General features: G+C 69.0%; 11 protein-coding genes. 7 read left to right on the top strand and 4 right to left on the bottom strand.

Translation table 11 applies throughout. From position 1 onward, the window contains the following. Positions 1 to 115 precede the first annotated feature (115 nt). Genes JI752_RS02185 through JI752_RS02160 form a run of 6 tightly spaced genes read left to right on the top strand, consistent with a single transcriptional unit; the run spans position 116 to position 16,981 of the window. The gene (locus JI752_RS02185) at positions 116 to 373 is read left to right on the top strand and encodes a hypothetical protein (RefSeq protein WP_216958535.1); all 258 of its coding nucleotides are present in this window, start codon (positions 116 to 118) and stop codon (positions 371 to 373) included. After that, positions 370 to 7,671 (top strand): polyketide synthase, encoded by a 7,302-nt coding sequence (locus tag JI752_RS02180; protein ID WP_254200151.1) that lies wholly within the window; start codon positions 370 to 372, stop codon positions 7,669 to 7,671. The genes JI752_RS02185 and JI752_RS02180 overlap by 4 nt, the downstream gene beginning before the upstream one ends. Continuing rightward, positions 7,668 to 13,796, top strand: a complete 6,129-nt coding sequence (locus JI752_RS02175) for a non-ribosomal peptide synthetase (protein WP_216958532.1) — start codon at positions 7,668 to 7,670, stop codon at positions 13,794 to 13,796. Before JI752_RS02180 ends, JI752_RS02175 begins: the two co-directional genes overlap by 4 nt. After that, on the top strand, positions 13,793 to 14,602 hold the full coding sequence (locus JI752_RS02170) for a hypothetical protein (protein ID WP_216958530.1): 810 nt from the start codon (positions 13,793 to 13,795) through the stop codon (positions 14,600 to 14,602). The genes JI752_RS02175 and JI752_RS02170 overlap by 4 nt, the downstream gene beginning before the upstream one ends. After that, complete coding sequence (locus tag JI752_RS02165) at positions 14,599 to 15,480, top strand: alpha/beta hydrolase (protein ID WP_342315193.1); 882 nt, start codon at positions 14,599 to 14,601, stop codon at positions 15,478 to 15,480. Before JI752_RS02170 ends, JI752_RS02165 begins: the two co-directional genes overlap by 4 nt. Before the next feature lie 4 nt (positions 15,481 to 15,484). Continuing rightward, entirely contained in the window at positions 15,485 to 16,981 is a 1,497-nt protein-coding gene (locus JI752_RS02160; protein WP_216958523.1) for an oligosaccharide flippase family protein, read from the top strand. A gap of 802 nt (positions 16,982 to 17,783) precedes the next feature. On the opposite strand, the gene JI752_RS02155 is transcribed toward JI752_RS02160, so the two are convergent. Then, a complete protein-coding gene (locus JI752_RS02155; RefSeq protein ID WP_216958520.1) occupies positions 17,784 to 19,619 on the bottom strand; it encodes a right-handed parallel beta-helix repeat-containing protein in 1,836 nt (611 codons plus the stop codon). A 121-nt stretch (positions 19,620 to 19,740) separates the two neighbouring features. On the opposite strand from JI752_RS02155, the gene JI752_RS02150 reads away from it, so the two are divergent. After that, positions 19,741 to 20,484: a YdcF family protein gene (locus tag JI752_RS02150; RefSeq protein WP_216958517.1), complete on the top strand. Its 744-nt coding sequence runs from the start codon at positions 19,741 to 19,743 to the stop codon at positions 20,482 to 20,484. A 323-nt stretch (positions 20,485 to 20,807) separates the two neighbouring features. Here JI752_RS02150 and JI752_RS02145 read toward each other — a convergent pair whose 3' ends face one another. Genes JI752_RS02145 through JI752_RS02135 form a run of 3 tightly spaced genes read right to left on the bottom strand, consistent with a single transcriptional unit; the run spans position 20,808 to position 23,957 of the window. After that, positions 20,808 to 22,055 (bottom strand): glycosyltransferase family 4 protein, encoded by a 1,248-nt coding sequence (locus tag JI752_RS02145; protein WP_216958514.1) that lies wholly within the window; start codon positions 22,053 to 22,055, stop codon positions 20,808 to 20,810. Between the two features lie 10 nt (positions 22,056 to 22,065). Continuing rightward, a complete protein-coding gene (locus JI752_RS02140) occupies positions 22,066 to 23,196 on the bottom strand; it encodes a glycosyltransferase family 2 protein (RefSeq protein WP_216958511.1) in 1,131 nt (376 codons plus the stop codon). After that, a complete protein-coding gene (locus JI752_RS02135; RefSeq protein ID WP_216958508.1) occupies positions 23,193 to 23,957 on the bottom strand; it encodes a polysaccharide deacetylase family protein in 765 nt (254 codons plus the stop codon). The genes JI752_RS02140 and JI752_RS02135 overlap by 4 nt, the downstream gene beginning before the upstream one ends. Positions 23,958 to 23,965 lie beyond the last annotated feature (8 nt).

The following is a 23,965-nucleotide window of genomic DNA, read 5'->3' as shown; positions in this document are numbered from 1 at the left end:
TCGTCACGCACTGTCGCCGGCGAATGGCCGTTTGATCCGGCGAGAACCGTTTGGACTGATGAGAGGGGCAGGGAAGAGACAGATGCCGGGTGGCATCGGTCGTGCCGCATGTGGGGTGAGCGATGTCGTGGAGTTCCGGCAATTTCCGTTCGCGCAGGGGCCTGGCGTCCCGCGTCGAGGTGCCGGACACGTTGTGCGCAACGACACGCCCGCCATCGGCCGGGCAACGCATCGGCGCGCAATGACGTCGCCGAGCCGGCCCGACAACCGGCTTTCAACGCATGACCGGCGGCCGATCGTCGCCGGTTTGGACGTGATCGTTGCCGACGGCGCCTGCGCCGTCCGGCAGTTGCAGAAGGAGCAGGTGGAATGAGTACGCGGGCTGAAGCGGTTCGGGCACAGGCCATTCCCGGCGCGACGCCGGCCATCGATTCCGCATTGCTGGACGTGCTGCCGCAGCACGCCGATGCCGCCGGCGACGCATCGCGTGCGCTGACGCTGGATGTGGATGACGGCCTCGCGTCCGCGCTCGCCGGCCACGGCCTGACCCGCGCCCATGCACTCGCCGCCGCGCTCGCGGCCGTGGAATCCTGGCTCTCAGGCAGCGAAGAAGTACTGGTGACGCTGTCGTGCGGCGATGCATGGCGGCAGGCGCGCATCGCGCCGGCATCGCTCGCCGCCGCGCATGTCGGTGCGACATTGAACGCCGCCGCCGAATCGACACAGCCGTGCGTGTGGGCGGTGAATGAAGCACCGGAAGCATCGCTTCCGGCGTTCGCCGCATCGCAGTGGCACCTGGACGACGGCGGCCTGCACGTCACCTTCCGCGCACCGCTCACGCACGAGGCCGCGCTGCTGATCGGCGATGCGGCCACGCGTGTCCTTCGTGCGATCGCATCCGCTCCCGCGCAGCCGCTTTCGCGTATCGACGCACTCGATCCCGTCGACCGCGCCCGCCAATTGCAGGAGTGGGGCGTGGCGCCGCCCGCGCGCACGCTGCACGACACCGTGCACGCCTGCTTCGCACAGGCACTGGCGGCATGGCCGGACAAGGTCGCGGTGGAGCATCGCGATGCGCACATCACGTATTCCGAACTCGATCGTCGTGCCGCCGCGCTGGCCACGCGCCTGCGCGCGGCGGGCGTCGTCAAGGGCGACATCGTCGGCGTGGCGCTGCCGCGCTCGCTCGATGCCGTCGTCGCGCTGCTCGGCGTGATCAAGGCCGGCGGCGCGTATCTGCCGCTGGATCTTGCGCTGCCCGCCGATCGCCTGGCCTTCATGATCGACAACGCGCGTGTCCGCACGCTCGTGGCAGACCCCGCCATCGACGCCTCCGCGTTGCCGCGCGAACCGGCGCGCGTGAACGTCCACGGCGATGACGCCCCGGCCGCGTTCGATCCCGGCACGGACGGCGACTCGCTGGCCTACGTGCTGTTTACCTCCGGCTCCACGGGCGTGCCCAAGGGCGTGGAGATCCGCCACCGCTCACTGGTGCGCCGCCTGCACGGCATCGACTACGTCACCCTCGACACGCAAACGCGCATGCTGCACCAGGCGCCGCTGGGCTTCGACATCTCCGGACTGGAGCTGTGGGGCACGCTGTTCAACGGCGGCACGATCGTGGTGCACGACGAAGTGGCGCCGACCGCCACGCGCCTGCGCGAGACCATCGAGCGCCACGATGTCAACGCCGGCATCATGGCCGCTGCGCTGTTCAATGCCGTGGTGGACGAAGACGCCACGATCTTTGCCGGCCTGCGCGACCTGATCATCGGCGGCGAGGCGCTCTCCGTCGACCACGTGCGCCGCATGCACGCGATCTCGCCGACGTTGCGCCTGCACAACGGCTACGGCCCGACCGAGTGCACGATCATGTGCACCTCCTACGAGATCCCGCGCGATCTGCCCGAAGGCACGGCGTCGATCCCGATCGGTCGGCCGTTGCAGGATGCCAGCGCCTACGTGCTCAACCGCCGCCTGCAGCCGTTGCCGGCCGGCGTGATCGGCGAGCTGTGCGTGGGCGGCGTCGGCGTGGCGCGCGGTTATCTCAAACGCCCCGAACTCAATGCCGACCGCTTCGTGGCCAATCCCTATCGCGACGATGCGGACGTGCTGTACCGCACCGGCGACCAGGTGCGTTACCGCGACGACGGCCTGATCGAGTTCGTCGGCCGCACCGATGCGCAGGTGAAGATCCGCGGCTACCGCATCGAACTGACCGAGATCGAGACCGTGCTTTCGCGCCACCCGGCGATCGCGCAGTGCGCGGTCGTGGCGCGCGCGGATTTCCCCGGCGAGAAGCGCCTGGTCGCGTACTACGTCCCCACGGGCGTGGAGGCGCACACACCGCAGCTGCGCGCGCACCTGGCCGCGTCCCTGCCGCCGTACATGGTGCCCACGCGCTACGTGCGCCTGGACGAATTGCCGCTGACCGCGAACGCCAAGGTCGACCGTCGCGCCTTGCCGGCGCCCGATCGCCGCCGCCCGGAGCTCACCGTCGATCACGCGCCGCCCGTCACGCCGCTGGAAACGAAGCTGTGCGCAGCCTTCGGCGCGTTGCTCGACATCGAGGGCGTCGGTCGCGACGACAACTTCTTCGAACTCGGCGGCAGCTCGCTGCTGGCGGTGCGCCTGGCCGAGCAGATCCGCAACGAAGGCTGGCAGACCGACGACGCCGGCCCGCGTGTGGCGGCGCCGACGATCTTCCAGAACCCGACGCCCGCGCGGCTCGCGGCCGTGCTCGAAGGCGTGCAGGCCGCGCAGGCGCCTGCGCGCCGCAGCGCGGTCGATGCACGCGAACCCATTGCGATCATCGCCATGGCCGGGCGCTTCCCCGGCGCGGACGATGTCGAAGGATTCTGGAACAACCTCTGCGAAGGCCGCGACTCGATCACGAAGTTCCGCATCGACGAACTCGATCCGGCAGTCAGCGCCAGCGACCGCAGCGACCCGTCCTACATCGCCGCACGCGGCGTGATCGACAACGTGGAGCTGTTCGACGCGGCGTTCTTCGGCATCGGCCCGCGCGAGGCGGAGTTGATGGATCCGCAGCAGCGCATCTTCCTGGAGCTGTGCTGGGAAGTCCTGGAGCGCGGCGGCCATGCACCGGATTCCACCGGCGCCACCGTCACCGGGATCTTCGGCGGCATGAACAACGCCACCTATTTCCAGCGTCACGCCTCCGCGCATCCGGAGCTGGTGAACCGCGTCGGTGCGTTGCAGGTGATGCTGGGCAACGAGAAGGACTACATCGCCACGCGCGTGGCGCACAAGCTCAACCTCACCGGCCCGGCCGTGAGCGTGCACACGGCGTGCTCGACCTCGCTGGTGGCCATCGCGCAGGCGGTGGAGAGCCTGCAGTCCGGGCAGTGCGACATGGCGCTGGCCGGCGGTGTCGCGGTCACGTGCCCGCCGCGCAGCGGCTATCTGTACCAGGAAGGATCGATGCTGTCGCCGGACGGCCACACGCGCACGTTCGATGCGAACGCGAAGGGCACGGTGTTCGGCGACGGCGCGGCGGTGGTGCTGCTCAAGCGCCTGTCGGATGCGATTGCCGACGGCAACCCCGTGTACGCCGTGATCCGCGGCGCCGCGCTCAACAACGACGGCGCCAACCGCGCCAGCTTCACCGCGCCCAGCAGTGAAGGGCAGGCGGCGGTGATCGCGCTGGCGCACGACCGCGCCGGCATCGACGCGCGCAGCATTTCCTACGTGGAAGCGCACGGCACGGCGACGCCGCTGGGCGACCCGATCGAAGTCGAGGGCCTCACGCGCGCGTTCCGTCGCGGCACGCACGACACCGGCTTCTGCCGCATCGGCTCGCTCAAGAGCAACGTCGGCCACATGGTGACGGCCGCCGGCGCGGCGGGCGTGATCAAGACTGCGCTGGCGCTGCACGAGAAGCGCATTCCCGCGACGATCCATTTCGAAGCACCCAACCCGACCATCGACTTCGCCAGCACGCCCTTTGTCGTCAATGCGCGCATGAGCGCATGGGACAACGAGGGCGACGCGCCGCGCCGCGCAGGCGTGAGTTCCTTCGGCCTGGGCGGCACCAACGCGCACGCGGTGCTGGAGGAAGCGCCGCTACTGCCCGAATCCGGCGACGCCGTCGGCGCGCAGCTGCTGGTGCTCTCCGCACGCACGCCGGCGGCGCTGGGCGCGGCGGTGAACCGGCTGGCCGATCATCTCCACGCGCATCGCGACCTCAACCTTGCCGACGTGGCCTGGACGCTGGCCGTGGGCCGCAAGGCATTCGCGCACCGCATCGCCATCGCGGCCGACGACGTGTCCGGCGCGATCGACGCGCTGCGCGCGCCCGACACGCAGGCCGAAGCCGCACGCAGCCGACCGGCGCGCGCGGGCGGCATCGTCTTCATGTTCCCGGGGCAGGGCGCGACATACCCCGGCATGGGCCGCAGCCTGTACGAGAGCGAGCCGGTCTTCCGCGCCGCCCTCGATGAATGCGCGCAGCTGCTGCACACGGATCTGGGCTTCGACCTTCGCGAACGCATGTTCGGCGACGAACCCGAAGCGCTGCTGCCGACCTCGGTGATGCAGCCGGCGACGTTCGCCATCGAGTACGCACTGGCGAAGCTGTGGATCAGCCGCGGCATCGAGCCGGCGGCGATGATCGGCCACAGCATCGGCGAGTTCGTCGCCGCGACGCTGGCGGGCGTGTTCGAATTGCGCGACGCGCTGCATCTCATCGCCCGTCGCGGCGCGCTGATGCAGGCGCAGCCGGCCGGTTCCATGCTGTCGATCCGGCTGCCGGCGGACGCCGTGCAGTCGCGCCTGCCCGAAACGCTGTCGCTGGCCGCGGAGAACTCGCCGCTGGCGTGCGTGGTGGCCGGGCCGTCGGATGCCATCGCGGCATTCCAGGCGCAGCTGGAAGGCGAGGGCATCGCCTGCCGTGCGCTGCGCACCTCGCACGCGTTCCACTCGGTGATGATGGAACCGGTGGTCGCGCCGTTCCGCGAAGCCGTGGCCGCCGTGCGCCTGAATCCGCCCACGCGGCCCATCGTCTCCACCGTCACCGGCGCGGCGCTGGACGCAGACGAGGCCACCTCGCCCGACTACTGGGCCCGTCACCTCCGCGAGCCCGTGCGCTTCTCCAGCGCGCTGCAGGCGTTGCTGGAAGGCGAGACCGACGCCGGGCGCGTGCTGCTCGAAGTCGGCCCGCGCGGCACGCTGAACGCGCTGGCGCGCCAGCAGCCGCTGGTGCAGAAGCAGCGCATCGCCGCCGTCGCCACGCTCACCGACAACCCCGCCAGCGAGTGCCGCGATGTCCTCGCCGCCGCCGGAAAGCTGTGGAGCCAGGGCGCCGCGGTGGATCCGGCGGCCTTCGACACGCGTGCGATTCGCCATCGCCTGCGCCTGCCGACCTATCCATTCGAGAGACAACGTTATTGGGTGGAGGCAGTACCCGCGAACCCGAGCAACGTCATTCCCCATCCGGCCGTCGCGGCCGCCGCACGAACCCCGACCGTACTGGAGACCGTCATGCCGCAGTCCACGCCCGCCGCCGTCCCCGTCGCCCCCGCGGCCGCCACCGGCCGTCGCGAGCGCCTGGTCGGGCAACTGCGCGGCCTGTTCGAGAACGTCGCCGGCTTCGACATGACCGACGCGGACGCGGACACCAACTTCATCGAGCTGGGCCTGGACAGCCTGATGCTGACCCAGGTCGCGGTGCAGTTGCAGAAGGAATTCGGCGTGCCGGTGAACTTCCGCCAGCTGATGGGCGACTGCGCCAGCCTGGATCGCCTGGCCGGAATGCTCGATGCGGAACTGCCGGCCGAAGCCGCACCCGCGCCCGTGGCCGCCGCGCCGGTGGCCGTCGCCGCACCTGCCGCGTACGCGCCGGTCGCGATGGCGCCGGTCGCATTGCCTGCGCTCGATGGCGGCAACGACTTCACCCGCCAGGTCATCGCCCAGCAGATGCAGTTGATGGCGCAGCAGCTGGCGCTGTTGTCCGGCGGCGTCGCCGCGCCGGTCGCGACGGCTCCCGTCGCCGTGCCCGCACCGCAGCCCGTCGCCGCGGCGCCGGTTCCGGTCGCATCCGCACCGGCCGCCGCGCCCAAGCCCGCAGAAGGCGAGGAGGACACCGGTGCCGTGCAGCAGAAGTACGACGTCAAGAAGGCCTTTGGCGCGATCGCACGCATCGACAACAACGCCGAGCTGGACCTCTCGCCGCAGCAGAAGGCCAAGCTCGACACGTTCTTCGACCGCTACATCGCGCGCACGCGCAAGTCGAAGGAGTACACGCAGGCCAACCGCGCCCAGCTCGCCGATCCGCGCGTGGTCAACGGCTTCCGTCCGCTGACCAAGGAGATCGTCTACCAGATCGTGGTGGAGCGCTCCAAGGGTTCACGCGTGTTCGACATCGACGGCAACGAGTACATCGACGCGCTCAACGGTTTCGGCATGAGCCTGTTCGGCTGGCAGCCGGACTTCGTGCTCGACGCAGTGCGCGAGCAGCTCGACAAGGGCTACGAGATCGGCCCGCAGCACCCCGTCGCCGGCGAAGTCGCGCAGCTGGTGTGCGAGCTCACCGGCCACGACCGCGCCGCGCTGTGCAACACCGGTTCCGAAGCGGTGCTCGGTGCGCTGCGCATCGCCCGCACGGTGACGGCGCGCAGCACGGTGGTGCTGTTCACCGGCTCCTATCACGGCATCGTCGACGAAGTGATCGTGCGCGGCACCAAGTCGCTGCGCGCGGTGCCGGCGGCGCCAGGCATTCTGCGCAACACGGCCGAAAACGTGCTGGTGCTCGACTACGGCACGCCGGAGTCGATGGAGATCATCCGCTCGCGCATCGGCGAGATCGCCGCGGTGCTGATCGAGCCGGTGCAGAGCCGCCGCCTGGACTTCCGTCCGGTCGAGTTCCTGAAGGAACTGCGCCAGCTCACCCAGGACAACGGCGCGCTGCTGATCTTCGACGAAGTGGTCACCGGCTTCCGCTCCAACCCGGGCGGCGTGCAGGCGATCTTCGGCATCAAGGCCGACATCGCGACCTACGGCAAGGTCGTCGGCGGCGGTTTCCCGATCGGCGTGATTGCCGGCAAGCGCGAATACATGGACGCGCTCGACGGCGGCCACTGGCAGTACGGCGACGATTCTGTGCCGACGGTGGGCGTGACGTACTTCGCCGGCACCTTCGTGCGCCATCCGCTGGCGCTGGTCGCGGCCAAGGCCGTGCTCGAACACTTCAAGGCCGACGGCGGCGAGTTGCAGAAGCGCCTCAACGCCAAGGCCGAAGCGCTGGCGGCGGACATCAACGCCTACTGCGCCGATGTCGGTGCGCCGGTGTCGGTGAAGCAGTACGCGTCGGTGTGGAAGACCCACTGGCCCGAGAACCACCCGCTGCAGGACCTGCTGTTCGCGGCGATGCGCCTGCGCGGCATCCACATCCTCGACAACTTCCCGTGCTTCATCACCACGGCGCACAGCGACGAGGACATCGCGCGGATCGCCACCGCGTTCAAGGAATCGGTGAGCGAGTTGCAGGACATGGAACTGCTGCCGCGCCGCGCGGCCACGCCGAAGACGGTGATGGACGCGAGCAAGCCCGTCGTGCCCGGCGCGCGCCTGGGCCGCGAGCCCGACGGCACGCCGGCCTGGTTCGTGCCGAACCCGGCGGAGCCGGGCAAGTACATGAAGGTGAGCGCATGAATGCAGCCGTGTTCGATAAGGGCAGGTTGGACAAGTCGAATGGAACCGACACGGCCGTCGACTACGATCCGTTCGCCGACGGCCCGCTCTCCCGCGTAGCGCCCACCACCGAACCGCAGCGCGAAGTCTGGCTGGCCGATAGCCTCGGCAACGACGCCTCGCTGGCGTACAACGAGTCGATCTCGCTGGACTTCCGCGGTCCGCTGTCCGTGGATGCGCTGCAGGCCGCGCTGGCCGGGCTGGTGGTGCGGCACGACATCCTGCGCGCCAACTTCGGCCCCGACGGCAAGACGCTGTGCGTCGGCGACGAGCGCGCCATCGACTTGCCGCTGATCGACCTGTCCGCACTGGACGACGCCGAGCGCGCCGCACGCATCGCCGCGCACGCGCGCGAGGTCGTGGAGACGCCGTTCGATCTCGACCACGGCGCACTGCTGCGCGCCGAACTGCTGCGTCTGTCGCACGACCATCACCACCTCGTGCTCACCGCGCATCACCTGGTCTGCGACGGCTGGTCGTGGTGGGTGATCGTGCGCGAACTGGGCACGCTGTATACGCAGGCGGTGGGCCAGAGCGCGCAGCCGCTGCCGCCCGCCGAATCCTTCGCCGACTACGCGCTGGCCGAGGCCGAACATCCGCACGGTGCGACGTACCGTTCCGACGAGGCGTACTGGCTCAAGCGTTTTGCCGACGGCGGCCCGGTGCTGGATCTTCCGACCGACCGCACGCGGCCGACGCGCCGCACGTTTGCGTCGATCCGCGAAGACCACATCCTCGACAACGAACTCGTCGCCGCCGTGCGTCGCCTCGGTGCGCGCCAGGGCGCGAGCCTGTTCGCGACGTTGCTGGCGGGTTTCGCCGGCCTGCTGTCGCGCCTGACCGCGCAGAACGACGTGGTCATCGGCATTCCCGCCGCCGGTCAGTCGGTGGACGGCCACGACCATCTGGTCGGTCATTGCGTGAATCTTCTGCCGCTGCGCTTCGAACTCGACCAGGCGCAGCCGTTCGAACAGGCACTGGGCGCCGCGCAGTCCACGCTGCTGGATGCCATCGAACACCAGCGCTACACCTTCGGCACGCTGCTGAAGAAGCTGCCGTTGCAGCGCGATCCCGCACGCCTGCCGCTGTGCAGCGTGATGTTCAACATCGACCAGGCGATGGACCAGGAAAGCACCGGCTTCCACGGCCTGGGCATGCGCCTGATCACCAACCCACGCAGCTACGAGAACTTCGAGCTGTTCGTCAACGCCGTGCAGGTGCAGGGCGGCATGCGCCTGGAGTGCCAGTACAACACCGACCTGTTCGACAACGCCACGATCCGCCGCTGGCTGGCCGCGTACGAAACGCTGTTGCGCGCCGCCGTGGCACGGCCCACGCTTGCGTTCGGCCGGTTGTCGGTGGTCTCCGATGCCGCGCGCGATGAACTGCAGGCGCTGCAACCGGCAGCGGTCGCGTTCGACCGCGAGTGCCGCATGCACGAGGCGTTCGAACGTCAATGCGATCGCACGCCGGAGCGCGTGGCGGTGGAGTTCAACGGCGAGTCCATCCGCTACGACGAACTGGAAGCACGCGCCAACCGCATCGCGCACCTGTTGCGCGCGCGCGGCGTGCACCGCGGAACGCTGGTCGGGTTGGTGCTCGATCGCGGCGTGGACATGCTGGCCGGCCTGCTCGGCGTGTTGAAGGCCGGCGCGGGCTATGTGCCGCTGGACCCCAATTTCCCCGCCGAACGCCTGGCCTACATGGCCGGCGACGCGGGCCTGGCTGCGCTGCTGACGACGACGAAGCACGCCGCCCATTTCGATCTGCGCGGGCGCCCCGTGTTGTCGCTGGACACGCTGCACGACGAACTTGCATCGCTGCCGGCCACGCGCCTGGGCCGCGACGAGGGCGCGGCGCAGCCGGAGTCGATCGCGTACGTGATCTACACCTCCGGCTCCACCGGCCGACCGAAAGGCGTGCAGGTGCCGCATCGCGCGGTAAGCAACTTCCTGGCGAGCATGGCGAAAGAGCCCGGGCTGTCCGCCGACGACCGCCTCGTCGCGGTGACCACGCTATCGTTCGACATCGCCGTGCTCGAACTGCTGTTGCCGCTGAGCGTGGGCGCGCGCGTCGTACTGGCCGACCGCGTCACCGCCGCCGACGGCGTCGCGCTGAAGGCGCTGATTGCCGCCAGTGGCGCCACCGTGATGCAGGCAACACCGGCTTCGTGGCGGCTGCTGCTGGACGCCGAATGGAAGGGCGATGCGAACTTCAAGATCCTGTGCGGCGGCGAAGCGCTGCCGCCGGACCTGGCCGCGCAGTTGCTCAAGCGCTGCGGCTCGCTGTGGAACGTGTACGGGCCGACCGAAACCACGGTGTGGTCGACCTGCTCGCGCGTGACGACGGCAAGCGACATCCACATCGGTCGGCCGATCGACAACACGCAGGTGTGGATCCTGGATCCGCGCGGCGAGCTGTGCCCGCTCGGCGTGCCGGGCGAGATCTGGATCGGCGGCGACGGCGTGACGCTGGGGTATCTCAACCGCCCCGAACTCACCTCCGAGCGCTTCGTGCCCGATCCGTTCTCCACCGCGAGCGGTGCGCTGCTGTATCGCACCGGCGATCGCGGCCGCTGGCGTCCGGACGGCGTGCTCGAGCACCAGGGCCGCCTGGATTTCCAGGTGAAGGTGCGCGGTTATCGCATCGAACTGGGCGAGATAGAAGCACTGCTCGCGGCGCATCCGCAGGTCGCGCGCGCCGTGGTCGTGGCGCGCGAGGATCGCCCGGGCGATGTGCGGCTGGTGGCCTATGTGGTGTCCGACAGCCTGACCACGGGGGAGGGCGAATCGCTGCTCGCGTCCTACCTCAAGGGCTCGCTGCCTGACTACATGATCCCGCAGCACATCCTGTTCCTCGACGCGATCCCGCTGCTGCCCAACGGAAAGATCGACCGCAAGTCCCTGCCGGTGCCGGACCTGGCGGTGAAGCTGGCCGGCGAACGCGTCGCGCCGCGCAACGCGCTGGAACGCACCATCGCCGAGGCGATGGCGCAGGTGCTGGGCGTGGCCGAAGTCGGCGTGGACGATGATTTCTTCTCGCTGGGCGGACACTCGCTGCTGGCCGCGCAGCTGACCTCGCGCATCAACAAGGAACTGGGCATCGCGCTGTCGCTGCGTGCTCTGTTCGACGGCCCGACCGTGGCCAAGCTCGCGCGCATGGTGCAGGGCATCGACGGCGAAGCCGCGCCGAAGCGCGAGCCGATCAAGCCGCTGGCCGACCGCACGCGCGGGCCGATGTCGGTGATGCAGGAACGCCTGTACCTGCTGGAGCAGTTCAATCCGGGCCAGATCACCTACAACACGCCCAGCGCGCACCGACTGCGCGGGCCGTTGCAGCTGGATGCCTTCCAGGCCGCGATCGACGCGATGATCCAGCGCCAGAGCGTGCTGCGCACGACGATCGGTCTGGTCGACGGCGAACCGATGCAGATCGTGCACGACGCGGTGGATGTCGACATCACCGACGTCGTCGACGTCAGCCACTTGCCGAAAGACGAGCGCGAGGCCGAAGTCTCGCGTCGCATGGACGCGTTGATCCAGACGCCGTTCGAACTCGACCGCGCGCCGCTGGTCCGCTCGCGCCTGTTCCGCCTGGGGCCGGAAGAACACGTGTGGTTCTTCATGACCCACCACCTCATCTGGGACGGCTGGTCGTTCGACCTGATGTACACCGACATGGCCGAGCTCTACGCCGCGCAGATCGAAGGCCGCGAGCCGACGCTGCCGGAACTGACGGTGAGCTACGCCGACTTCTCCGCCTGGCACCACGAATGGCTGCAGGGGCCGGAGTACGCCAAGCAACTGGCCTTCTGGCGCGAGCGCCTCGGCGGTACAGCGCAGGGCCCGGCGTCCAGGGGAATCGAAGCGTTGCCGACCGACATGCCGCGTCGTCCCGGGATGTCGGGCAAGGGCGTCACGCATCGGATCGTGGTGGCGCACGACGTGACGGCAGCGCTGCACGACACCGCCAAGCAGGTCGATGCCACGCTGTACATGGTGCTGCTCACCGCGTACTTCGCGTTGATCAGCCGCACCTCGGGCCTGCGCGAGCTGATCGTCGGCACGCCGGTGCGCGGTCGCAACACGGCCGAGGTGGAGAACCTGATGGGTTACTTCACCAGCCTGCTGCCGCTTCGGATGGAGATCGATCCGACCATGACGTTCGCGCAGGCCGTCAAGCAGGTGAAGGACGTGGTGCTCGACAGCTTCGCGCACCCCGACATCCGCCTGGAAGACCTGGTGCGGGAGCTCAGCGTACGCAGCCGCGAAGGGGGCGCCGTGCTCTACCACGCGCTGTTCTCGTTCCAGGACATCCGCCAGCGCGTGTGCGAATGGGGTCCGCTCACGCACGAGCGTTATCCGGTGTTCCAGACCGCGTCCACGCAGGACCTGGGCCTGTGGTTCGTCGAACAGGACACGGGTCTGTCGGGCGGCTTCATCTACAACGCCGACATCTTCCTCGACGACACCGCCGCGCTGCTGCGCGACCGTTACATCGCCGTGCTCAAGGCGCTGGGACGCGATCCGTCGTTGACGCTGGATCAGATCACGCAGTTCGACGACGGCCAGGCGCTGCAGTTCGGCCGCAGCGTCGAGTCGACGCCGATCGAGGCTGCGCCGGCCCCGGCGGCGCTGGACGCCGAACTGTACGAACCGCTCGACGAACTGGGCACGCAGCTGCTGGCGATCTGGCGCGACCTGCTGCGCAAGCCCGACATCGGCGCGGACGATGATTTCTTCTCGCTCGGCGGGCACTCGTTGCAGGCCGTGCAGATGTTCCACCGTTTCAACCGCGAGACCGGCGTGAACCTGCCGCTGGCAACGCTGCTCACCGCGCGCACGGTGCGTGCGCTGGCGCGCGAGTACCAGCGCGCCCGCAACGACGCCGACGCGCTGGACGGCGGCGAGCGCGATCCGTGGGCGCCGCTGGTGTCCATCCGCGCGCAGGGCGATGCCAAGCCGCTGTTCCTGGTGCATGCCGTGGGCGGCAACGTGCTCAACTACCGCCCGCTGGCCGAAGCGATGCCTGCCGGCATCCCGGTGTACGGCCTGCAGGCACTGGGTCTGGACGGCCGCACCGCACCGCTGGAAAGCGTGGAGGCGATGGCGCAGCGTTACGTGGCCGAGATCCGCAGCGTGCAGCCGCACGGCCCGTACCACCTGGCCGGCGGTTCGATGGGCGGCATCATCGCCTACGAAATGGCGCAGCAGTTGATGGCTGCCGGTGAGACGGTCGGCCTGCTGGGCCTGGTCGACACCTCCGCCGAATTCGGCCTGCGCTATCGCGACGACGCCCGCCGCGGCCTGTCCGCGCGCGTGCAGCGACTGCATCGACGCATGCAGGGGCAATCGCTGGGCGAACGCATCGCCACGATCGGCGGTGTGGTCAACGGCCGACTGCAGGCATCCAAGCTGCGCCAGCAGGCGCAGGCCGCGCGTGAAGCGGGCGAGGCCCTGCCGCACAACGTGCGCTATGCGGAGCTGGAAGCCACGCACATGCGCGCGTACGGGAAGTACGTGGTCAAGCCCTATCCGGGCGCGCTGGTGCTGTTCCGCGCCAGCGATCAACCCTCGATGCTGCGTAACAAGCCCACGCTGGGCTGGGACGGTCTGGTCGGTTCGGTGGACGTCCTCTCGATCCCCGGCGACCACCGCGTGATGATCGAATCGCCGTCGCTGGTGGCCCAGCTCAGCAACGCCATCCTGCGCGCGCAGGGTCGGGTCGCCGTGACCGCGCCGGACGCACCGCGCGAAACCGCCGCAACGGGCGATGGCGTGGCCGCGCAGGACCCGCGCGCCGAGTACCTGCGCAGCGTGTGGAAGGACCTGCTCGGTGTCGAGGTCGGCATCGACGACAACTTCTTCGACCTGGGAGGCAATTCGATGCTTGCCGTGCAGATGTCCAGCCGCGTGGTGAAGGACACGGGCGTGCGCATCCAGCTGATGCGGCTGGCGGCGCAGAACCTTGCGCAGATCGCCTCCGACCTGCCCGAGCACATCGTCCGCGAGGAAAAGGGCGGCGTCGGCGCGCGCATGGCGCGGCAGATGAAGCGCCTGCTGCGCACGCCGGGGACGGTGGAATGAGCGCGCCCTTCTTCTTCGGCGCGGCGGACCGCCACCTGTTCGGCCTGCTGCACGAATGCGACGGCGCCGCGGCGTCGACCGACCACGCGTTACTGGTCTGCGCGCCGCTGTTGCAGGACGGCATACGCAGCCATCGAGCCTTGTGGGCGCTGGCGGAAGCGGTCGGTCAGCATGGCGTTCCGACGCTGACCTTCGACTGGTTCGGCACGGGCGATTCGGCCGGCGAGGACACCGCGCTCACGCTGCCGGGCATGCTCGACGATCTGCAGCAGGCATCGAGCGAACTGCTGCGTCGCAGCGAAGTACCGCGCCTGCACTGGCTGGCGCTGCGCAGCGCCGCGTTGCCGCTGTTCGCACACCTGGAGCGCAGCGCCGAGCCGGCGGAAGTGGTGCTGTGGGATCCGCAACTCGACGGTGCGCGCCTGGTGCGCGAGTGGAGAGCGCAGCACCAGCGGCAACTTCACGAAAGCGGGCGCTACGTCAACGCGCGCCACGAGTCCGATGCCGGCGAGCTGCTCGGCTTCGGTGTCGACGACGCGCTGCTGTCGGCGCTGGAAGGCCTGGACGCGGCGAAGCTGCGCTTGCCGAGCGGCACCCGTGTGCGCATGGCGGTGTGGGAGATGGACGAGGAACTCGACCGCTTCGCGCGCGAGCAGCGCGCCAACGGCGTGTCGGTGGAGGCCGTGCTGCTCGACGAAGGCGAGCGGCCGGAATGGACCGTGCCGTCGCGCTTCGGCGGCCAGGTGTTTCCGCGACGCGCCGTGGCCCAGCTGGCGCAGCGCATGACCGAACAGGTGCCGTGGTGAATCTGCAGCTCGACGAGAAAGCGCTGGAACAACGCCAGGAACTGCCCTCCGCACGCGCAGCCGAAGGGCTGCCCGCACTGGAGGCCACGGAGACGGCGCACCGCTTCGGCGATGGCCTGGTCGGCGTGGTCACCCGTCCGCTGGGCGCGGCCTCGAAGGTGGGTGTCGTGCTGCTCAATGCCGGCCTGACGCGCCACACCGGGCCGTTCCGCGTGCACGTGGACCTCGCAAGAATGCTGGCGGCGCAGGGTTTCGCCGTCCTGCGTTTCGACCAGTCGGGACTGGGCGACAGTGCGCTGCCCGGCAAGGCCGCGGGCGAGCGCCGCCATCGCGAGACCGATGCCGCGATGCGACTGCTCGCGCAGGAAGCCGGGGTGGAGCGTTTCGTGCTGTGCGGTCTGTGTTCCGGCGCGGACGACGCCTTCCATGTCGGCGCGAGTGATCCGCGCATCGCCGGTGCGATCCTGCTGGACGGCGTCGCGTATCCCACGCCGGGCTTCTGGGTGCGGCACGCGCTGCCGCGCCTGCTCGACTTCGGCAAGGTGCTGCGCTTCCTGCTGTCGCGCCGCAACGCCGGGCCATCACTGGCGGATTTCCGCGACTGGCCCGCGCGCGCGGATGCACGGCGCATGCTGGCCGAGATGGTCGAGCGCGACGCGAGGCTGCTGTTCGTGTTCACCGGCGGCGCGTACCACTACTTCAACCACCGCTCGCAGCTGACCGCCTGCCTGGGGCGCGCGGCGGCATCGCCGCAGGTGAGGCTGGAGTTCTGGCGCGAGTACGACCACACCTTCTTCCTGCGCAAGCACCGGCGCGTGCTGCTGGCGCGGATCGGCGCGTGGATGCGTTCGGAATTCGGCGCAGTGGGGTCGCATTGACGCGATGAGCGAGTCTTCCCCCGGTCTGGCAAAGCACTACCTGCGCTATTCCACCGCCAACGTGCTGGTGATGATGGCGGGACTGGTGTCGTTCCCGCTGCTCACGCGCCTGCTCGACAACACGCAGTACGGCATCCTGGGCTACTACGAGACCTGGGTGCTGATGGCGGTGGCGGTCGCCAAGCTCGGCGCGCAGCATTCCATCCAGCGCTTCTATCCGCACGGCGGCGACGAAGCGCGCATGCGCGCCTTCGCCACCAACCTGTTCTACCTGCCGATGCTCGGCTCGCTGGTGCTGTGGGCGTTCGTCGGCGCGGTGGCGATCGTGCACGGCTACGCGACGGGCGACGGCCATTCGCCGGTGTTCTGGATGGCATTGGTGATGACGCCGATGCTGGTTTATTCCAGCCTGGTGGAGACCGTGCTGCGCGTGACCGAGCAATCGCGAACGGTGATGTTCACGCGCGTGGCGTGGCGCTGGTTGCAGCTGGCGCTGATGCTCGGCGCGGTGATGGCGGTGCAGCACACGGCGGCCGCCGCGTACGGCGGCAAGCTGCTGGCGGTGGTGATCGGCCTGGTGTTCTACCTGGGCTGGGCACGCCGGCACCTGCACTTCGCGCGCGATACGGTGAACGCGGGCGAGATGCGCCAGTCGTTCGCCTACGGCATGCCGCTGGTGATGACCGAAATCCTCGCCGTCGCGCTGGTGTCGATCGACCGGATCATGCTCAAGGGCCTGTCGGGCGATTTCGCGGTGGTGGGCATCTACAGCGTCGGCGCGGCGCTGGCGATGCAGGTGCACATGTTCATGAACCTCACGGTGTTCGAGTCGTTCACGCCCGCCGCCAATCGCGTCTATGTGACCGAAGGCGCGGCCGCCGTGCGCGCGCTCAAGCGCACCATGCTGATGCCGATGACCTACGCCGCGATCGGCGTGGCGCTGCTGTTGTGGACGCTGGGCACCGATCTGATCATCGCGCTCAGCGGCGCGAGCAAGGCGGCGTCGGGGCCGGTGTTCGAGCTGATGGGCGCGATGAACGCTGTGCTGCCGGTGCTGCTGGTGTGCGGTTTCGGCCTGGTGCTGGAACGTCGCACCAAGACGGTGATGGTGCTGATGTGCGGTGCGGTGGCGATCAACGCGGCGCTGAACTGGTGGTGGATTCCGGCCTGGGGTGTGATGGGCGCGGCGTATGCGACGCTGGCGAGCTCGGCGGTGTCGAGCATCGCGGCCTGCCTGCTGGTCAACCCGGCGCTGCGGCAGTTCCCGGATCGACGCACGCTGCTGACGGCGTTGTGCGCGGGAGTGCTGGCGCTGGCGGGCGAGTGGATCACCGTGCATCTGGACCTGCGGCCGGGCTGGCAGCGGATGCTGGTCGGTGGGATGTTGATCGGCGGGCCGTATCTGCTGGCGTTGCTCACGCTCGATGGGCGCTTGCGCGCGATGCTGTATCCGAAGTTGCGTGCGGTGGAGCGGCGGGTGAGTGAGGGGGTTGTGGGGTAGGGGCTTGCGGTCCCCGTCATGCCGGCGAAGGCCTGTCCTGAGCTGGTCGAAGGGCCGGGATCCAGGCCCGCAGTACGTGGGCACTCCGATAGTGGCAAACCTTGTCACCGTCATTCCAGCGAAAGCTGGAATCCATTTTGATTTGGCTTTCTCAGGCTTCTCAAAGAAGGAGCAATAGCAAAGCTTCCGATCGGCTACGCCGCTCGGGTCACTTTTCTTTGCTTGCCCAAAGAAAAGTAACCAAAAGAAAGGGCCTTCCATTTGCCCAAACCAATCCCACGACCGGACAGCGAGTAGGCGCGTTCGCGATTCGCCATCCATGGCTCAGCGCTCACCGCCGCACATCCATGTGCGGCGCCCTTCGGGGCTAGTGATCTGAAAGGCTGTTCGACAGCAACAGCAACAGCAACAGCAACAGCAAATTCACCGTCATCCCGGCGAAGGCCGGGACCCAGGCCCTCAGCGTCCGGGCACTCCCTCTGCGGTGAACGCCCTCACCGTCATTCCCGCGAAGGCGGGGGCTTTTGGGCCGCCGCACGGCGGCACTCTCCAGGGACTTTTCACGCTTGCCTGTTGCCTGTGAACAGCAACAGCAAAATGGATTCCAGCTTCCGCTGGAATGACGTGACATGTCGGATGGCGTGACAGCCTGGATCCCGGCCCTTCGACCAGCTCGGACAGGCCTTCGCCGGGATGACGGCATTGGCAATGCGCTTATGTGCTGATGCGTTCGCTGAAACGACGTGATGTAACGGATAGCGTGACGACCTGGATCCCGGCCCTCGCCGGGATGACCGGCGAACTACGCGCCTTTCCGCCCGCGCTGCTTCCGCATTGCCGCCGCGACACCGGCCGTCAGCAGCGATGCCGCCGCCAGCGTGCCAATCATCCAGCCCGACGATTGCGTCGGCGTCGCCGCGCCGGAGGTCTGGTCGATCTTCGTGCCGTCCGCATCGCCGGAGGCGGCCTTCGATGTGGAGGGCGTGGCGCCCGTCGCCTTCGCCTGTCCACCCTGGTATTCGATCGCGCCGATGTCCGGTGCCGCACCCATCGGGCGCGACTGGCGCAGGAAGTCCGAAGTCACGCTGGTCTGGTGCGTCGCATGGTCGATCAGCGGGCTGCCGGCGAGCGGTGCAGGATCGAAGCTCCCCATCTCCATGCTCGCGATCTTCGGCTCGCGGCCGCATACGTTGCCCGGCGGGCACATGTCGTCCTTCACGTCCCAGAAGGCGTTGCCGGCGAAGGTCACCACCGCCGTGCTCTCGTCGGCGTAATGGCCGCAACTGCGCATGTCGCCGTCGCTGGCGGTGACGTCCTTCTGGCCGATCAGCGCGTTGTTGTAGATGTCCACGCGTGAGGTCGCGTTGCCGCCGGCGGTAAGGATCAGGCAGTCGCCTTCGCCGGTGATGGTGTTGTGGCGCACGGTCGCGGTCTGTTTCGGGCCGATGCCTATCGACAGCGCGTTGCCGTAGGCGCGGCACATGTCGCCGTCGCTCATCGCGAACTTGCCGTGGAAGTAGGCGCACTGGCCGACGATCACCGAGTTCTCGATCAACGCGTTGCCCGCCGTCTTCACCTGGTTGCCCGCGTTGGCGGCGGCGTAGAGGCGGCGCACGACGACGGTGGCGGTCTTGGATTCGTCGGTGTAGAGCAGGTCGAGTCCGTCGGAGGTGTTGTGGTGGATGCGCGAGTCTTCGATCAACCAGTGGCCGTCGGTCTTGCCGGTGCCCAGTCCGTCGCCGTAACCGCCTTCCTCCTGCGCCCAGCACGCGAACGGTTCGCCGGTCTGCCAGCGCTCGGCGCAGCCATTCCAGGCGATCTCGACATTGCGGAACACGATGTCGCCGTCGTTGGAACTCTCGCCTTCGCCGACATCGCCATCCCAGCCGGCCCAGCCGTTGGCGACGATGCGCACGCGCTCGATCGTCCAGTCGCGCAGGCCGCCGGCCATGATGCCGCGGCCCGACAGCCCGTGGACGTTGAGGTCGTGCAGGTAGACGTTCTTCGAATTCTTGGCGCCGATTCCGATCGACGCCCATTGCCCGAACGGCGGTGCGTCGCGCTCGCAGCGCACGGCGTCGTCGGCGTGGAATTCCACGCAGTCGCTCTTGTCGGTGATTTCCAGGCAGCCGACTTCGACGTTGTCGGCGTCCTGCAGGTTGAAGACGAGCTCGACGCGGTTGGTGCCCCACAACTTCGGCGGCGCCTTGCAGCCGGTGTCGTGGCCCGCGCCGAGGATGCGCGTCTTCGCATCGGGCTTGCCGCTGGGCGGCGCGGCGGGGTAGCAGTCGTAGGGCGAACTGCGGTCGCAGCGCAGGCTCTTGGTCGAAAGCCCCGGCGAATCCCAGCCGATCATGTACTCGCCCGGGCCGATGATGAGCGTGTCGCCGCCGTCGATGCGCGGCTTGTCGTTGGCGGGCAGGGCGTAGTTGGGATGCTTCCACGCGCAATCCACGTTGCTGCCGCTGCCCGGATACGCCACGTCGGCGCGGCCGTTGCACTGCGCGTCGTCGCCGCCGTCGGTGCGCACGTAGTACGTCGCTGCCGATGCCTGCGCGGACAGCGAACCCGCGAGTGGGGCGAGCACGCACCATGCGAGCAGGGCGAGGGAGGCGGAGCGAAGGCGCGGAAGCTTCATGGCGAACACCGGGCGCGGGAAAGGGAGCGGGCGAGGGCCCGATACCGTGAAGAACGCGTTGTACGCCGTGCTTCGGCCTTCGCGTGCGCAGCCCGCCTGTTCATGCAAGACTGCGCCGGCCATGCACCACCTCCTGCTCTCGCCGATGACCTGGGCCCTGCTGTGGATGGCGGTGGCGTGGATGTCGTGGCGACGCGGGCGTGCGTGGTGGCGCGTGGTGCTGGTCGCCGCGGGGCTGGCCATCGTGCTGCTGTGCACGCCGCTGGGCGCGAACGCGCTGATCCGCGTGGTGGAATCGCATGTGCCCACCGACGCGCGATGCGGCGCCGGTGATGCGGGCGCCCCGATCGTCGTGCTGTCCGGCGGCCTGGCGGACGAACCCCGCGCGCAGGACGATTACATCGCGCTGATGCCCGCGAGCTGGCGCCGACTGCGCGGCGGCGTGGCGCTGTGGCGCAGCGGGCCGCCGGTGCCGATGGTCATCGCCGGCGGCGGACCGTTCGCGATCAAGGAAGCCACGGTGCTGTCGCGGCTGGCGCAGGATTGGGGCATTCCTGCGACGCTGCTGCGCGAAGAGACGCAATCCACGACGACGTGGGAGAGCGCGATGGCGCTGCGAGGCACGCTGCCGGCGCGCGTGCGCGTGGTGAGTTCGGCCACGCACCTGCCGCGTGCGGTGGTGGCCTTCCGTGCGGCGGGGTTCACGCCGTGTGCGGTGGCGAGCGATTCGGCGTTCGTGCCGATGGGAAGCGCCGGCTACTTCATGCCGCAGTTGTCGGCGATGCAGAAGACGCAGCTGGCGCTGTATGAGCTGGCGGGGACGGTGAGTTATCGGTGGAAGGCGGGGCGGAGTAAGGCGGAGTGAAGTAAGGCGGAGTGAAGTAAGGCGGAGTGAAGCGGTGGCGCCGCGCGCGGTCGTCTTCGTAATCCGTCATCCCGGCGAAGGCCGGGATCCAGGCCCGTTGCGTTCGGGCGCTCCTTCACCGGTGAGCCACATCACGTCATTCCAGCGAAAGCTGGAATCCATTTTCGCTCTTCGCTTCTACCTTGTTGTCCTGAGGAGCAAAAGCAAATGGATTCCAGCTTTCGCTGGAATGACGGTGACAGGGTTTGCCGCCACCGGAGTGCCAATGCCCTACGAGCCTGGGTCCCGGCCTTCGCCGGGATGACGGTGTCTGGTAACACCCCTCAAGCCTCAATCGCCCCCAACGTCTCCACATGCGCCCGCGGCACGCGCACGTTCGAGGTGAGCAGCGGCTCATACGCGTTCAGCAGTCGCGTGCCGATCGCGTCCCAGCCGTACTCGGCTTCGGCCAGTTGCCGCGCCAGGACGCCCAATTCCGCGGCACGGGAAGGCGACGCCAGCAGCGCCAGCACCGCATCGGCGAACGACGCCGCATCGTCCGCATACAGCGCATCGCGTTCATGGCGAAGCACGATGCCCTCGCTGCCGACCGACGTGGTGACGATCGCCTTGCCCAGTGCCATCGCTTCAAGCACCTTCAGCCGCGTGCCGCTGCCGGCGCGCAACGGGACCACGTAGACCGAGCCCGCGTGCACGTGCGGGCGCAGGTCGTCGACGAAACCGGCGAGGGTGACGTTGGCGCGCACCGCCTCGGGTATTTCGAATCCGTCCGCCTTGCCCACCAGTTCGAACCGCGTCGTCGGGCGCTGCGCGAGGATGCGCGGGAAGACCTCGCGCAGGAACCACTCCACGCCGTCGCGGTTCGGAAACCAGCCCATCTGGCCGACGAAGACGAGCCGGTCGGGGTCGGGCGCCTGCGGTGAGGGGCGGTTCGCATCCAGGTCCACGCCGTTGGCGATGACGTGCACCTTGCATCCGGGGGCCAGCTCGCGCAGTGCCTGCGCATCGGTGACCGAGCACGACAGCACGGCGTCGGCACGCGCGCAGGCCGCGCGCTCGAACGCTTTGAGCCGTTGCACCTGGCCTGACAGGAAACGCCGCGCCCAGGCGCGCGTTTCGATGCGCGCGCGCGTGGCGAGCAGATCGTGTTCGACGTTGTGCGCATTGAGCGTCACCGGGATGCCGTCGGGAACGCAGTCGGCGTGCGCCATCAGCGGCAGCATGTCGAAGTGGACCAGGTCCGCGTCGCCCGCCAGCGCGGTGAGTCGCGAACGCAGTGCGGGCGAGTCGTACTTCGCCGCCAGGAACGGCGTGCGCGTCATCGTGCCGCGCACCACGGCGGTCGCCAGCGCGGCGCGGGAACGCTCGCAGGGAATGCGGAAGGTCTCCACGCGCGCCATCGCGGCGTGCAGCGGCGCGGCTTCGTCGGCCAGGTCGTCGTTGCGCTGGAAGCTGAGAAGCGTCACCTCGTGGCGTGAAGCCAGTGCGCGCAGTACGTGCCAGGCGCGCAGTTGGTGGCCTTCGCGCGGCGGGAATGGCAGGCGGCTGGTTACGGCGAGGATGCGGGCCATCGTGTCCCTCTCAGTGCTTCTTCCATAGACGCGACGGATCCATCGCCAGCGAGGCCGGCAGCGACAGCAGCGCGGCGAAGTTGAGCATCACGAAACTGCTGGCCGCCGGCAGCAGCGGCATGCGCGCCGCCAGTCGCGGCAGCACCAGACCACCCAATGCACCGCCATAGCCGAGCAGTTGCGCGCCGAAGGCAACGCGGTAGAACGTCCCTTCGGCGAAGGCCGAAGCCGCCAGCGCGATCAACAGCGCCCACGGCACCAGCAGGCGCAGGAACTTGTGCGAGCACCAGGCGAAGAACACCGGGTTCGCGAACGGATTGAGCAGCCACGGCAGACGCGCCACCAGTTGCCAGTTGCCGGCCAGTGTGCGCAGCTTGCGCTGGAATTCCTCGTCGACGCTGACGCTGGCGCGGTCGAAGGCGACGGCATCGCGCGCCATCCAGACCCGATGGCCCGAGCGCAGCACCTGCAACGGCATCCACATGTCGTCGAGCACGGTGCCGGCAGGAATGGGCACGAACAAACGGCGGCGCAGCGCATGGATCGAGCCGCTCACGCCGTGCAGCCATCCCAGCCGTGCTTCGTCGGAACGAAGTCGTTTCTCCATGCGCCAGTACAGGCCGACGCCTTCGCCCGTGCCGTGTTCGGCTGCGGCGATCATCAGCTCGCCGCTCACGGCGCCGATGGACGGATCGGCGAACGGCGCCGTCAGCGCACGCAATGCGCCGGGCGCGAAGCGCTGTCTGACGTCGGTGAACACCACCAGTTCGCTGTCCACCTCGCGCAGCGCGGCGTTCAATGCGGCGGCCTTGCCGACATTGCGCGGCAGTTCGAGCACGGCCACGCGCGCATCGTCCACCGAAGCGGCCGCACGCGCGGTGCCGTCGCGGCTGCCGTCGCTGACCACCAGCACGCGCAGGCGATCGGCCGGGTAGTCCTGGTCGAGAATGTCATGCACGCGCGCGGCGATGCGCGCCTCTTCATCGAATGCGGCGATGACGACGGTGAGGTGTTCGCCGTCGTCGTGCTCGAACGGCGAGTGCCCGTAGCGCCCCGCCAGCAGCGTCATCAACAGCGGATAGCCCGCGTAGGCGTACGCGACCAGCGCGATGCAGCACCAGAACAGCAGCGCCGCGCTCACAGCAGGCGCTCGCGCAGGCGCTGGTAGCCGCCGTTGCCGAGCACGCGCTTGGGCAGCGCGAGCGCGGCGTGGCGTGCCTGCATCCAGCGGGGCGGGATTCCGCGCCAGTGCACCAGCGCGGCGAAGTCGTCGAGCGCGAGTTGGCGCGTCACCGGCAACCGCTGCAACCAGGCATCGGTACGCAGACGGCGGTTCGGTCCGGGCACCGAGCCGAGCAGGTGGCGATAGCCCAGTCGCTGCGCGGCGAGCAGTTCGCGTTCGCCGCCACGGCCGCCGGGCAGGGCGAGCGAGTCGATCGGCCGCCCGCAGATCGCCTGCAAGCGGCAGCGGCTGTCGTCGAGCTCGGCCATCAGATCGGTCACGTCCAGGTCGGAGAGGAACGAGTGCGTGCATCCGTGCGAGCCGATGCCCATGCCGTGCGCGGCGAGGCAGCGGATGTCGTCCGGCGCGAGCATGCCGCACTGGCCGACGAAGTCGGTGGTGACGAAGAACTCCGCGCGCAGGCCGCGTTCGGCGAGCAGCGGCAGGGCGATCTCGACGTTGGACACGTCGCCGTCGTCGAAGGTGATGACGACATCGCGTCCGTCGCGGCGGCCGGCGGGGAGTTCGTCGAGCAGCGCCGTGCGATGGCCCTGCTGCAGCAGCCAGTCGAGCTGGCGGGCGAACATCTCCGGATGCACGCTGTACACCGGATCGAAGCGGCCGCGCGAGGACGTCTCGCGATGCAGGCCGTGGTACATCAGGATCGGAAGCGTGCTCACGGGCAGCA

It is taken from the genome of Lysobacter sp. MMG2 (assembly GCF_016735495.2).
In the GTDB taxonomy this organism is placed as follows: Bacteria; Pseudomonadota; Gammaproteobacteria; order Xanthomonadales; family Xanthomonadaceae; genus Lysobacter_J.
Note: the sequence above shows the minus strand (reverse complement) of the source record. Positions and strands in the feature narration are given on the sequence as shown.

Coding starts and splice junctions, on each gene's coding strand:
- JI752_RS02180 (WP_254200151.1), top strand. CDS start 370: ATGAGTACGCGGGCTGAAGCGGTTCGGGCACAGGCCATTCCCGGCGCG.
- JI752_RS02175 (WP_216958532.1), top strand. CDS start 7,668: ATGAATGCAGCCGTGTTCGATAAGGGCAGGTTGGACAAGTCGAATGGA.
- JI752_RS02170 (WP_216958530.1), top strand. CDS start 13,793: ATGAGCGCGCCCTTCTTCTTCGGCGCGGCGGACCGCCACCTGTTCGGC.
- JI752_RS02160 (WP_216958523.1), top strand. CDS start 15,485: ATGAGCGAGTCTTCCCCCGGTCTGGCAAAGCACTACCTGCGCTATTCC.
- JI752_RS02155 (WP_216958520.1), bottom strand. CDS start 19,619: ATGAAGCTTCCGCGCCTTCGCTCCGCCTCCCTCGCCCTGCTCGCATGG.
- JI752_RS02150 (WP_216958517.1), top strand. CDS start 19,741: ATGCACCACCTCCTGCTCTCGCCGATGACCTGGGCCCTGCTGTGGATG.
- JI752_RS02145 (WP_216958514.1), bottom strand. CDS start 22,055: ATGGCCCGCATCCTCGCCGTAACCAGCCGCCTGCCATTCCCGCCGCGC.